The sequence below is a fragment of the Enterococcus raffinosus genome, from assembly GCF_019175485.1.
GTDB lineage: Bacteria > Bacillota > Bacilli > Lactobacillales > Enterococcaceae > Enterococcus_A > Enterococcus_A raffinosus.
In genome coordinates this window covers 2,280,873-2,292,915 of sequence record NZ_CP072888.1, presented here as the reverse complement: position 1 = coordinate 2,292,915, position 12,043 = coordinate 2,280,873, and the positions used below count along the sequence as shown (strand labels likewise).

Annotated in this window: 12 protein-coding genes; 8 read left to right on the top strand and 4 right to left on the bottom strand. The window is 39.8% G+C overall.

The annotated features are described in order from the left end of the window. Nucleotides 1–200 precede the first annotated feature (200 nt). The 4 genes from J9537_RS11225 (at nucleotide 201) to J9537_RS11210 (ending at nucleotide 3,645) form a co-directional block, all read left to right on the top strand. Nucleotides 201–974, top strand: a complete 774-nt coding sequence (locus J9537_RS11225; protein WP_060789533.1) for a DUF975 family protein — start codon at nucleotides 201–203, stop codon at nucleotides 972–974. After that, nucleotides 971–1,708 carry an MBL fold metallo-hydrolase gene (locus J9537_RS11220; protein WP_060789532.1) on the top strand — a complete coding sequence of 246 codons (738 nt, stop codon included), beginning with the start codon at nucleotides 971–973 and terminating at the stop codon, nucleotides 1,706–1,708. Before J9537_RS11225 ends, J9537_RS11220 begins: the two co-directional genes overlap by 4 nt. A 39-nt stretch (nucleotides 1,709–1,747) precedes the next feature. Continuing rightward, nucleotides 1,748–2,755, top strand: a complete 1,008-nt coding sequence (lplA, locus tag J9537_RS11215; protein WP_060789531.1) for a lipoate--protein ligase — start codon at nucleotides 1,748–1,750, stop codon at nucleotides 2,753–2,755. 182 nt (nucleotides 2,756–2,937) lie between these two features. After that, entirely contained in the window at nucleotides 2,938–3,645 is a 708-nt protein-coding gene (locus J9537_RS11210; RefSeq protein ID WP_060789530.1) for a GntR family transcriptional regulator, read from the top strand. Between the two features lie 85 nt (nucleotides 3,646–3,730). Here the strand turns inward: J9537_RS11210 and J9537_RS11205 are convergent, their stop codons facing one another. Further along, nucleotides 3,731–4,930 carry an enolase C-terminal domain-like protein gene (locus J9537_RS11205; RefSeq protein WP_060789529.1) on the bottom strand — a complete coding sequence of 400 codons (1,200 nt, stop codon included), beginning with the start codon at nucleotides 4,928–4,930 and terminating at the stop codon, nucleotides 3,731–3,733. Nucleotides 4,931–5,204: 274 nt separating this feature from the next. On the opposite strand from J9537_RS11205, the gene J9537_RS11200 reads away from it, so the two are divergent. From J9537_RS11200 to J9537_RS11190, 3 genes are read left to right on the top strand one after another with little or no spacing between them, the layout of a single operon-like run. Continuing rightward, on the top strand, nucleotides 5,205–7,034 hold the full coding sequence (locus J9537_RS11200; RefSeq protein WP_060789528.1) for a glucose PTS transporter subunit IIA: 1,830 nt from the start codon (nucleotides 5,205–5,207) through the stop codon (nucleotides 7,032–7,034). Nucleotides 7,035–7,046: 12 nt separating this feature from the next. After that, nucleotides 7,047–7,700 (top strand): bifunctional 2-keto-4-hydroxyglutarate aldolase/2-keto-3-deoxy-6-phosphogluconate aldolase, encoded by a 654-nt coding sequence (locus J9537_RS11195; RefSeq protein ID WP_060789527.1) that lies wholly within the window; start codon nucleotides 7,047–7,049, stop codon nucleotides 7,698–7,700. Continuing rightward, nucleotides 7,693–8,688, top strand: coding sequence for a sugar kinase (locus tag J9537_RS11190; protein ID WP_060789526.1), 996 nt, complete (start codon nucleotides 7,693–7,695; stop codon nucleotides 8,686–8,688). The genes J9537_RS11195 and J9537_RS11190 overlap by 8 nt, the downstream gene beginning before the upstream one ends. A 48-nt stretch (nucleotides 8,689–8,736) precedes the next feature. Here J9537_RS11190 and J9537_RS11185 read toward each other — a convergent pair whose 3' ends face one another. Then, nucleotides 8,737–10,341: an MFS transporter gene (locus tag J9537_RS11185; RefSeq protein ID WP_060789525.1), complete on the bottom strand. Its 1,605-nt coding sequence runs from the start codon at nucleotides 10,339–10,341 to the stop codon at nucleotides 8,737–8,739. 277 nt (nucleotides 10,342–10,618) lie between these two features. Between J9537_RS11185 and J9537_RS11180 the strand changes: the two genes are divergently transcribed. Further along, nucleotides 10,619–11,122: a S24/S26 family peptidase gene (locus J9537_RS11180; RefSeq protein ID WP_010745683.1), complete on the top strand. Its 504-nt coding sequence runs from the start codon at nucleotides 10,619–10,621 to the stop codon at nucleotides 11,120–11,122. Between the two features lie 35 nt (nucleotides 11,123–11,157). Here J9537_RS11180 and J9537_RS11175 read toward each other — a convergent pair whose 3' ends face one another. Beyond that, complete coding sequence (locus tag J9537_RS11175; RefSeq protein ID WP_060789524.1) at nucleotides 11,158–11,466, bottom strand: hypothetical protein; 309 nt, start codon at nucleotides 11,464–11,466, stop codon at nucleotides 11,158–11,160. Nucleotides 11,467–11,636: 170 nt separating this feature from the next. Next, nucleotides 11,637–12,002 carry an ACT domain-containing protein gene (locus tag J9537_RS11170; protein WP_060789523.1) on the bottom strand — a complete coding sequence of 122 codons (366 nt, stop codon included), beginning with the start codon at nucleotides 12,000–12,002 and terminating at the stop codon, nucleotides 11,637–11,639. Nucleotides 12,003–12,043 lie beyond the last annotated feature (41 nt).

Below are 12,043 nucleotides of genomic sequence, written 5' to 3'. Positions count from 1 at the left end.
AGATCGATACAAAACGAACCGAGCTGAGTCATCTAAAAAGAGAGTTGAAATTGTTTGAGAAGCTCAGTCCAGGAAATGTTCCAATTGCTCTTGAAGCCAAACGAGTCGAACGTAAAATACAGCATTTAACCAAAGAAATCTCAGAATTAAAAAAATCGTAGAAAAAAATTTTCCGCGAATCGTGAATAAGGAGTGTATCTATGAGTCTAAGTGAATATCGTCAAAGAGCCAAAGACCGTCTGAATGGTCAATGGGGGATCAACGTGGGGTTGATCGTAATTGTTGGATTGTTAACAGGAGCGATCAGTAACGTTTCCACGATGACCAGCAATACAAATCTTCAATTAGGAATCTCATTTTTATTGAGCATTTTTGTTTTATTTGCTTTCAGCTATGCCCTCTATTACATCAGCTTGTACGTCGTGCGTGGCGGTCGAGCAGAATTAGGGCAAATTTTCGTGGTCTTTCAACAGGGCTATTACGTTCCGTTGATGCTGATCAATATTATTGCCCAAGTCGTACAATATGTATTAGCGGCAATTTTCTTTATTCCATTGTTACTGCAGGCGGGCAGCAGTGTGTACATTTCGCTGATTTCAACAGGAGGCGTGACCAGTGTAGACAACGTCTCTACCTTGTTGAATGTCGGCATTCTTAGTTTGTATGTTGTTTTGACACTGGCTTTCTTACTCGTGACAACAATCATCAGTATCATTTTCAAATTTGCTGTTTGGGTAAAATTTGATTATCCAGATTTAAGTGTGGGCGATTGCATCAAGCGTGCTTGGTCATTACTGAAGGATCGTTGGGGAAAATATATCTTATTGCAATTATCCTTTATTGGATGGTATATCTTAGGTTTTGTGGCTTTGATCGTAGGACTGCTTTTCGTGGCTGTCTATGTAAACACGGCAAGTGCGGCATTCTATGATCAAGCGTTACAGGAAAAAATTGATCAGGGGGAATTCGCATGAAATTGACCGTCCTTGGTTGTTTAGGTGCCTATCCTTACGAAGGACAAGGAACGACTAGTTATTTGCTGCAAGCGGATGGCTTTAATTTATTATTAGACGCTGGCAGTTCAACGCTTGTTGAGCTGGAAAAGGAGCTGGATCCCTTGGATTTGGATGCAGTGATCTTAACTCACTATCATCATGATCATATTGCGGATCTAGGGGTATTGCAATATTATTGGCAGCTCTATCCAACGCAAACACCGAAGCCTATTTTGCCGATCTATGGGCACACAGAAGACGAATTTCATTTCAACGATTTGACGATGGAAGGCGTTACTGAAGGCCGCGCTTATTTTGAAGCAGAAGAATTGAAACTTGGACCGTTTCTTGTTACGTTTATGAAGACGATTCATCCGGTACCTTGCTATGCAATGCGCTTTGTCGAAGAAAAGACCGGTGCTGTCTTTGTCTTCACGGGTGATTCTGGTTATCTAGAGTCCTTCAATGAGTTTGCCAAAGAGGCCGATCTGTTTTTAGCAGATACGTACTTATTTGATGGAAACGAACACCATAAAGCACATTTTACAGCTGGTGAAGCGGGCACATTTGCCAAAAATGCGGCAGTCAAAAAGCTAGTGTTGACTCATTTGCCTCAACAGGGCGATTTAGAAGAACTACGTCAGCAGGCGGCTGCTACAAGCAATGGCATTCCAGTTGAATTGGCACAGCCTCACAAAGTTTTTGAGATTTAAAAATAATTTATTCCTTAACAGGAGCTAGGAGTTGGAAACATGCTATATGTACCAAATGACAAAGAACGTGATCCACGAATAAACCTTGCCATCGAGACGTATCTATTACAGAACATGCCATTAGACGAACCGATCCTGCTTTTTTATATTAATGAGCCGTCCATTATTATCGGTCGTAATCAAAATACGATTGAAGAGATCAACAAAGAATACGTGGATGAAAAAGGGATTCATGTTGTTCGTCGGTTAAGTGGTGGAGGGGCTGTTTATCACGACCTTGGGAATTTGAATTTCAGCTTCATTATGCCAGATGATGGCAACTCCTTTAGAGATTTCAAAAAATTAACGGAACCAATCGTTGAAGCCCTTCATAAGCTGGGGATCGAAGGGGCTCAGTTAAAAGGTCGGAATGATTTAGTAATTGACGATAAAAAGTTCTCCGGTAATGCGATGTATTCAACCAATGGCCGGATGTTTGCTCATGGAACCTTGATGTTTGATAGCGACATTGACGAAGTGGTCAATGCCTTGAAGGTCAAAAAAGACAAAATCGAATCAAAAGGAATTAAGTCGATTCGTTCTCGAGTGACAAATATTAAGGATTATTTGCCAGCAGATAAACAAGACATGACAACAGAAGAATTTCGCCAAGCGATCCTGTTGCAAATTTTTGGCGTAGAGAGTGTCGATCAAGTAAAGACTCATGAGCTGAATGAGGAAGACTGGAAAGCTATCAATCAAATTTCTGATGAGTACTACAAAAATTGGGATTGGAACTATGGCCGTTCACCAGAGTTTAACTTGGAGCGGCAAAAACGTTTCCCAATTGGTTCAATCGAAGTACGTCTAGATGTAGCGAATGGTGTCATCGAAAAAGCGAAAGTCTTCGGAGACTTCTTCGGATTAGGTGAGATCAAGGACGTAGAAAATCAATTGATTGGTACACGCTATGAGAAAACAGCGCTAGAAGAAAGCATCGATCAAATCGATTTGACGCATTACTTTGGCAATATTACCAAAGAAGATTTCCTATCATTAATCTATTAAAAGCTCGCGACCTTTCCATTTGAGAAAGGTCGTTTTTTTGTGAGGCGAAAGTTTTTTCGAGTAAGGCTCAGCTTTGCTCATGCACAGAAAGAAGAAGCGGATTAAATCGTGGTAGCCGACTGAAAACTTTGGCTTCTTTTGGTAAGATAGGAATAGAAAAAAGCCCGACAAAGGAGCCCTACATGAAAAAGCGCGAGTTCATTGTTCAAGACATATTGAGTAAGATTTATCAGGAAGAATTTAAAGAAGGAAAATTACCAAATCAGCGAAAGCTGGCACAAATCTATGGCGTATCTCGATTTACCATTCAGCAAGCGGTGAAAAATTTAGAAGAGATTGGGATTGTCCGCGTTGTTCAGGGGTCTGGAATTTTTGTCCATGAGAAATGGGTGAAAAATCCACTGATCTTTAATTCTTTGACTCGTACTCCTTACGATCGGATTGACTCAAAAATGATTGAATTAAAAAAGGCGCCAGCCACCTTAGACGAACAAAAGATTTTCCAAATTGATGAAGGGGACGAGGTGTGGACTTTTGAGCGCATCCGCATTGTCAATTACAAAATTGAACAGTTGGAAATCTCGAAAATGCCAACAGCAATGTTTCCAGATTTGTCACAAGAGGTCATTGAGCATTCGATCCAAAATTATGTCGAACAGAAAGGGTTTCGTATATCCCATTATATTACCAGTTATGACCCAATCACCACTTCAAAGGAGCAGTCAAAGCTGCTTTTGTGTAAGCGTGGAACCCCTGCGATGCAGATTACAAATCGAGCTATTTTGGAAGATGGACAGGTTTTTGAATACAGTAGCATCGTGGCGATCGATTACTCAGTAACGTATATTCGGCCCTTTGATCGTGAGATTCATCGTTCAAGGATTGATTAGAAATTTCATCACAAGAGAAATGGATGCTAAAAATATGTAGTGAAACACAAAAAGGTAAAGTCCGAAAGTAGACTTTACCTTTTTCTTATGGGGTTACAATTGTTCCATCTGGTGTTCGACTTTGCGTCCATTCATGGGGACGGTAAACGACAGGATATTCAGCAGCCATCTCTTCATTGAAGGTCACCCCGATTCCGCTTTGTTCGATCGGATAAAAGAAGCCCTGCTCTGGTGCTGGAATGTTACCAAAGAGCTTCTGAGTATTTTGGGGCACATCAATATTTTCTTGGATAGCTGCATTGTGTAAATGAATATTTAAATGTGTATTGACTGCTAAACCAATCGGTGTGATATCCGATGGTGTATGCCAGGCGATTCGAATTCCCATGGCTTCACAGAAATGGGCCAATTTCAATGCAGGAGTGATTCCACCAATTTGAGATACATGTGCGCGCATATAATCGATTTGACGATTGCGGACTAACTCCTTCCATTCCATGGGATTGTTGAATAATTCTCCCGTCGCAATCGGTGTCGCAGATTGACTGCGTAATTGCGCAAGCCATTCATTTTGGTTTGGTGGTAAGATATCCTCTAAGAAGAAAAGATTATATTTTTCCGCAGCTTTTGCAAAGTTGATGGCTTGATTAGGATGCAAGCGTTCATGAACATCGTGCAGCATTTGGAATTGCTGACCGTATTTTTTTTGAATACTAGCAAACATTTTTAACGTTGTTTGCATATACTCTTCCTGGTCGAAATAAGAGCCGTTAATTGGATTTTCGGGGGTCTCTAATTTGCTGGGATTACCGCCGTAAAAACCTAATTGGCAACGAATGTAGCGATAGCCTTCTGCAAGAAATTTGTCAATCTCACCGTACAAAGCGGTTAAATTATCTGCGACAGCGTGGGTATAAGCCGGAATTGCTGTGCGTGCTTTACCACCTAGCAGTTGATACAAAGGCATGTCAGCTAGTTTTCCTTTAATATCCCAAAGTGCCATGTCCACACCGGAGATTGCATTGTTGGTAATCGGTCCGTTTCGCCAATAAGAGTTGACGTTCATCACTTGCCAGATATCCTCAATTTGGTTCGCATCTCTACCAATAAGTAAAGGTTTCAAGTATTCTTCGACGACCGTTTGAACGGCTAATGGCCGAAATTGGAAAGTTCCACAGCCGACGCCGGATACCCCTTTATCAGTTTCGACCTTTACGACTAATAAATTATGACGGTCCGGTTTGATTGCGAAGCTTTTTATATCAGTAATGATTGTTGGTGTCATTTTTTTCACTCCAATGTACGTAAATATGAATCATTTGCAAACTCATTGAAACATGTAGATGATAGGGCTGTCAATTTGGACTAAAAAAAGAGAGTAAAGAGATGTAAAAACAGTCCAATTTTTAAATAAATTTTATGTGAACGTTGATATAAAGCTGATTTCTTTTGTTTTTAATAAAAAAGGACTGGTTTTACAAGGGAGTATGACCATGCTACTATGTTGTTGAAAACGGAAACACGTTTCGTCGAGTTTCAAAGAATAAGGAGGAAAAAAAGTGAAGCACGAAGATGTAGCAAAGCAAATCATTAAAAATGTTGGTGGTGCAGAGAATATCAATAATGCTTGGCATTGTATGACTAGGTTGCGTTTCAATTTAAAGGATGAAAAGCAGGTTAATTACGCTGAGTTGGAAAAAATAGCTGAAGTAGTTGGAACGAAGTATCAAAGCGATCAGCTGCAGGTAGTCATTGGAACGAATGTAGCGGATTATTTTGGACCAATTGTCAAAGTGTTAGGTCTTGATGAGAATAATCAACAAGCTGATGGAGAGAAAAAAGGAGCAGTATCCTTATTCATGGACACTGTTTCTGGAGTATTCGGACCAATTGTTCCAGCGATTGCCGGTGCGGGCATGATCAAAGGGCTAATGGCGGGATTAGTTGCATTGAATGTGATTTCTAACCAAACAGATACCTACTTAATCATTGATATGATTGCCAGTGGGGTATTTACGTTCTTGCCATTTTTTGTTGCTGCCTCGGCTGCTAGGATTTTCAAAACAAATCAATATTTATCGGTCGCTATCGCTGCCACACTACAATTTCCGACGATGACTACGGCAGTCGCTGAAGGCTCTGTTTCCGCCTTTAAGCTGTTTGGTGTGATTCCTGTACCTGTCTTTAACTATGCAGGAACGGTAATTCCAATCATCTTTGCAGTATTGGCCTTAAGTTATATCTATCGTTGGGTCGATAAGGTGCTGCCGCAGGTTTTACGGACAGTGTTTACGCCAACTATTTCTTTATTCGTAGCAGGATTGGTTACTTTGACAGTTATTGGGCCAATCAGTATTCACTTAGGAAACCTATTAGCGGCTGGTGTGGCTTGGTTATTCTCCATTTCTCCTGTTTTGGCTGGTGTTGTGGTGGGGGCAATTCGCCCAATAGCGATCTTCACTGGATTACATCATGCGATGACTCCTATCGCTTTGCAAAATTTTGCGAACCAAGGCTATGATATGCTGATGCCAATGATGTTCATGGCGAATATGGCAATTACAGGTGCGACAGCTGCAATTTATACGAAGGTCAAATCAAAAGAGGAAAAATCACTGGTTCTATCTTCGGCAGTTTCTGGTTTACTAGGAATTACTGAACCTGCTTTATTCGGGATTTTATCAAAATATAAGAAGGCTTTCATTGCCGCAACTATCGGTAGTTCGATTGCATCGGCATTTATCAGCTTTTTCGGTGTTCGTATCTATGGTTATATCTTATCAAGTATCTTCAGTCTGCCGGCCTATATCGGTCAATACTTTATCTTTGCGGTTCTGGGAATTTTGATTGCATTGATCTCTTCCTTTGTAATCACGTATATGCTCGTTCCAGTCGAAGAGGCAGAAGAGGATGACTTTAATAACGAAGTAAATCTACATTCTGTTGCTAGAGGCAGTTATGTTCCACTAGAAGATGTGCCGGATGAAGTCTTTTCAACAAAAATGATGGGAGATGGATTTGCGATCAAGTCAGTTGATGGTGCCGTTTTTGCTCCTGTCAGCGGAACAGTGACAACCGTCTTTCCTTCAAAGCATGCAATTGGAATCAAGACTGGTAATGGCATTGAGGTTCTTGTTCATATGGGGATCGATACAGTAACGTTAGATGGAAAAGGCTTTAATGTATCAGTAAAAGTTGGCGATAAAGTTACAGCGGAATCAAAAATTGCTCAAATGGACCTAGACTATATTCATAGTCAAGGCAAGGAAACAATGATCATTGTAGTCATTACCAACATGGAGCGAGTACTGAAATTCTCAGGAGAAAGAAATTTAGAAGGACAACATCAAGCAGGTGCCTTATTGGAAAGAGCTTTGCTAAATGGATAGGAGAAGAAATCAATGAAAAGAATAGAAATCTTATCACGCATAGAAAAGGCCGGGGTCATTGCGGTTGTCAGAGGAAAGACTCCAGTAGAGGCAGTCAAAGCTAGTCAGGCCATTATTGCCGGGGGGGTGAAGGGGATTGAAGTTACTTTTACAGTCCCTAATGCGCAATCAGCTATCCATGAATTGGTAAATGATTACCGAGATCAGGATGTAGTGATTGGTGCGGGAACAGTCTTAGATGCAGTAACCGCTCGGCTAGCAATTATGGCAGGAGCAGAGTTTGTTGTTAGTCCAAGTTTTGATCAAGAGACTGCAGAACTGTGCAATCTATATCAAATCCCTTATCTGCCAGGCTGCATGACTATAACAGAAATGCAGCAAGCGCTGAAAAATGGTGTAGATATCATTAAACTTTTCCCAGGAAGTGTTAGCGGGCCAAGTATTGTTTCAGCTGTAAAAGCACCGCTGCCTCATGCAAACCTCATGCCTACTGGTGGTGTGAATTTGGAGAACATGCAAACTTGGTTTGAAGCGGGAGTTGTAGCGGTTGGTGTGGGTGGTAATTTGTTGGCACCAGCTGCAGAAGGGGATTTCGCTAAAGTAACGGAAATTGCACAGCAATATGCGACAAAGCTGCAAAAGATTCGGAGAGAAGCAAATGGCTAAGATTGTCTGTTTGGGAGAAATTATGTTGCGGCTATCTGTCGAAACAGGGATTCGTCTGAACCATACGCAACAATTAGAGGCATACTACGGTGGTGGCGAAGCGAATGTTGCTGTCTCCTTAGCTAACTATGGACATCAAGTACAATTCGCTAGTAAGATTGCTGACAATGGACTTGGTCAAGCAGCTGAGCGTCATTTAAGAAGTTACGGAGTAGCTACTGACTATTTGTTAAAAGCGCAAGGTAGAATGGGAGTTTATTATGTGGAGCAAGGGAATGCTCAACGTGCAACTTCTGTCATCTATGATCGGCAATACTCTACATTTTCATTGATGAGTGAATTGGAATGGAAGCTGCAAGATCTATTTTCCGATGTGGAAATTTTTCATATTTCAGGTATTACTCCAGCACTTTCAGAATATTGGAAAGAACTGACCATCGAATTAACCAAGACGGCTAAAAAGACTGGTTGCAAAGTAAGCTTCGATTGTAACTATCGTCAAAGTCTTTGGAGCCAAGGTGAGGCGGGGGCTTTTCTAAAAAAAGTTTTGCCTTTAGTGGATTATTGTTCAGCTGGAAAAATGGACGCCATTTATTTATTAGGTGTTCCAGAAACTGAAGAGGATATTGTCTATTATTATCAAAAAATGCAGGAGCTATTTCCAAACATAACGGCCTTTTATTCTACAAATCGCAGCGTTCATTCAACCTGCGTCCACGAATTACAGGGAACACTGTGGCTCAATGGAAAATGCTACACCTCAAAAAATCATCTAATTGATCCAATTGTGGACCGAATTGGCGGTGGGGATGCTTTTACTGGTGGAATCTTACATGGTCTAATTAACGATTATTTGCCAATTGAAACAATTGAATTTGCAACAGGCGCTTCCGCTTTGAAACATTCAGTAAAGGGTGATTGTAATCAATTTACTGAAGAGGAAGTAGTCTCATTTATTCAAAGTTCTACCGCAACAATCAAGCGATAAAAAAATCAGGGAACCGCTTCTTCCATAAAGCGGCGCCCTGATTTTCTTTTATAACCCTAAGGTGATTTTAAAATACTGTTTTTTCTCTTTGTTTTGCCAATGCCAATCGCCATTTGATCGCTTCACTGCTTGTTCTAACTCTTGATGAGAACTTACAGGTATAATTGCCTCGACGGATTCATCAAAGGAATGACGAGTAAACGCACTTGTGCTGCTTTCAATAATTAACTGTTGGTTTTCTTGCTTCATTGAAATATCAATGGTTCCGAAATTCGAATCGTTTAAGAATTTTTCGAATAGTTGAATGAGTAAATACAGGTTTTCATCTTTTAGCAGTTGATTTTCTTGGTCTACGATTAATTGGCAAGAGAAAAATTTAGCTTGTTTACGAAATTCATTTTGATAGTAGTCCCGCATTTGCTGCAGGAAATAAGTTAAGGAGAGTGCTTCTTTATTCATATACGCTTCTTTTTCTGCTAATAGTTTAAAGGTGACTAATAGGTTATTTTGTTTTTCGTGCACTCGTATAAATTGCTGTTTATCTTCCTGCTGCTTTATACGGTAGCGACGAATGAAGCGAATCGCTTCGCCGAAATGATAGCCGCTGATCAAAATCATCAGTCCGCCAAATAAAATCAACGGCCAGTCAGTTGTTAAGTTCGCCGCTCCAGCGAAGAGCTGGATATAGAAAAAGCAGTGAATAAAAGCAGCCATGATAATTCCTGGAGAACAAATGACATAAAATCGATTTTGATCTGCCGATTCAGCTAACGCGATGGCCGCTGTATAGAGGGTCATAAAAACGTTAAATCCGCTAAAAATTTGTACCGCAACTGGAAGCGACAGCCTTCCTGCTATTATGCACAGAACACCAAAAATCAATAGAAATAGCTGTGAACCAACGCCATAAAAGTAATAGTGTTGATATTTTTTGGTTCTCAAAAGATAATAACTGGTCAGAAAGACTGGGATCAGAATTGCTGTCAGGTTATACAGGATCGACAATGTTTTAGGCTCAAATAGCGTGCTGGCTGGAACATTCAAAATAATTGACTGTAGCCCAATAAAAAAAGTAAATCCGATCAAGATCAAGGTTTGAACAGTCTCTTTCTTCGGTCCCTTTCTCTTTAAGAAGAGAAGGATCATCATCAAAACAATAAGCGTAGAACAGGTGATCCAGAGCAGAAGTTGTGGCAGAGAGTGCAGAATAAAGTAGCGATCAACTTCTGCTGCTTCACCGATAAATACTTGAGCAGGAATGCCAGCATAATAATCATAGGGTGTTTTTGTGACGATTCGTAATTTTTCTTTTCGATAGTTACTGGGTAGGTGAATCGCCGATTGCAAAAGTCCAGGATCTTTCTGCTGCTTCGTTGGCGCATAGCTATAAATAAGCCTTTCACCAATATAGACCGACACCCATTGATGATTGGTACGGATCACTATCTGCGGGTCTTTCAGCGTCATGTCCAGCTGTTGTTGCATAATGAGGGCACTATTTGGCTGAATATTCTTTAAACGTTGTTCGGTTTTTCCGAAGATATATTGATCTGAATGCCCCTTCACCATAAACGTCCAGCGATCGTTTAGTTTTTGGATATCTGCGCTTTTGACTTTTTCTGTGAAGGTGATACCGCAAAAATAAACAAGCATTAAAATAACTAATATTATTAAAATAGCACCTTTTTTTGACTGGAATCTGAAAGAACGGTTTTTATTTGTCTTCACTATTATTAAATAACATCCTTTCGTTTTTGGAAAAGAGAGAGATTTCCGTTCGACTATAAAATAATAGTAACATAATAGTGTTTTTAGTCAAAATATATTTGATTTTTTATTTGATTTGAGATTTAAAAATAGATTTCTATGATTAATGTGCTATGATATAAATAAGGGGATGCTTCTTTTTTGAGGGAGGTGGAAAGGTCTGTTGAAGAATAAAAAAATAACTGTTTTTTATGGTGTGCTAATTTTCCTTTTATTTTTATTAGCTGTTTTAACCATTGTCATCCCAAAGGTGCTGAGTGTCACGCCCTATGTCATTTCAGATGACAAGATGGCCCCGGAGTACCACAAGGATGGATTGGTTTTTGTAAAAGATGTCATAGAACCGATCCATGTCGGAGATACTATCACGTATTATGAAAATCAAGGGAAGGCAATTAAAACGCGTCGAGTATTAGCGGTAGATAATAAGATCGAGGGATATTTTGTTAAAGGGGATAATACTGACAAAGCAGAAATGGGCTTGGTTCATAAACGAAATTTAATTGGTCGCCCGCATTTTTATTTGCCGTACATCGGCTTTTTAGCTGATACGAAAGTCATGAATATTTTGAAAAGCACACTATTTATCGGTGCGATACTGATGACTCTTTCCACGCTTTTTTTCCAAACAGAGATGAAGCAGAAATTGAAGCAACAGATCGAATAAAAAGACCTTCGTCCGAAGGTCTTTTTATGACGCTATTAATAAGAGAGAGACAAGCTTTCCTTCATTTCGTCTTTTACCTCTTTCATTTCATTTTTAGCCTCTTTCATGTCGTCATTTAGTTCGTCGCGTTTCACTTTTAGTTCCTCTTTCACTTCTTTAGAGGATTCTTTGATTTCATTGCGACTATCAGTTAACCCAGCCTTAATTTCGTTTTTGGTTTCTCTAAGCTCTGTGCGAAATTCCGAGTTCCAAACAGGTCGGAAAATATACCGATTCACCGTCAATAAACCAACGCAAGCAATTCCCAAAATTAATACCATAATATCTAACCCATTTCTCTTCATTTTCATTTCCTCCAATTATCTAGTTTGTCCACCAACGAACGCTGCACTTTATTTTGTCTTTGATTTATTACTACACTCTCATAATAAGGAAAAACTGGAAGCGTTACGTCCAACTAAAGACCTATCTTATTCTCGGATAAAAGGCTGGAAAGTGAAGAACTGACTACTTTTTATAAGACAGTATAGCCGGCTTGGGTTAAGACAGAGACAGCCGCCTCATATTTTTCCATCTTGATTAGAAGATAATCGGTATTAAAGGTTGAGACAGCAAAAATACTGATATCAGCCTCTGCCAAGACTGTGGCAATTTTTGCTAAAATCCCCACTAAACTAAAATCCAGAACCTCTTCAATCTTAAAGGCTCTCCAGCCATCTTCCCGTTTGATAGTCTCGGAAGGAACATTAGCTGTTGCAGAAACAATGGAATTTTCTTCATCAGTTCTTCCAATAAATAGAGGTTGTTGGGTGAAATATATCTGGCTGAAGTCGGACACCTGATAAACAGATAATTCTTGAGGTAAGAGAACTAGTTTCATTTAGAACACTCCTTTCGATGATTGCCTCATAGTGATTAAAA

What these genes read in the sequence shown, in the direction of transcription:
- J9537_RS11195 (WP_060789527.1), top strand. Translation starts at nt 7,047, where the DNA reads ATGAAAAGAATAGAAATCTTATCACGCATAGAAAAGGCCGGGGTCATT.
- J9537_RS11190 (WP_060789526.1), top strand. Translation starts at nt 7,693, where the DNA reads ATGGCTAAGATTGTCTGTTTGGGAGAAATTATGTTGCGGCTATCTGTC.
- J9537_RS11185 (WP_060789525.1), bottom strand. Translation starts at nt 10,341, where the DNA reads ATGCTTGTTTATTTTTGCGGTATCACCTTCACAGAAAAAGTCAAAAGC.
- J9537_RS11175 (WP_060789524.1), bottom strand. Translation starts at nt 11,466, where the DNA reads ATGAAGAGAAATGGGTTAGATATTATGGTATTAATTTTGGGAATTGCT.
- J9537_RS11170 (WP_060789523.1), bottom strand. Translation starts at nt 12,002, where the DNA reads ATGAAACTAGTTCTCTTACCTCAAGAATTATCTGTTTATCAGGTGTCC.
- lplA (WP_060789531.1), top strand. Translation starts at nt 1,748, where the DNA reads ATGCTATATGTACCAAATGACAAAGAACGTGATCCACGAATAAACCTT.
- J9537_RS11225 (WP_060789533.1), top strand. Translation starts at nt 201, where the DNA reads ATGAGTCTAAGTGAATATCGTCAAAGAGCCAAAGACCGTCTGAATGGT.
- J9537_RS11205 (WP_060789529.1), bottom strand. Translation starts at nt 4,930, where the DNA reads ATGACACCAACAATCATTACTGATATAAAAAGCTTCGCAATCAAACCG.
- J9537_RS11210 (WP_060789530.1), top strand. Translation starts at nt 2,938, where the DNA reads ATGAAAAAGCGCGAGTTCATTGTTCAAGACATATTGAGTAAGATTTAT.
- J9537_RS11220 (WP_060789532.1), top strand. Translation starts at nt 971, where the DNA reads ATGAAATTGACCGTCCTTGGTTGTTTAGGTGCCTATCCTTACGAAGGA.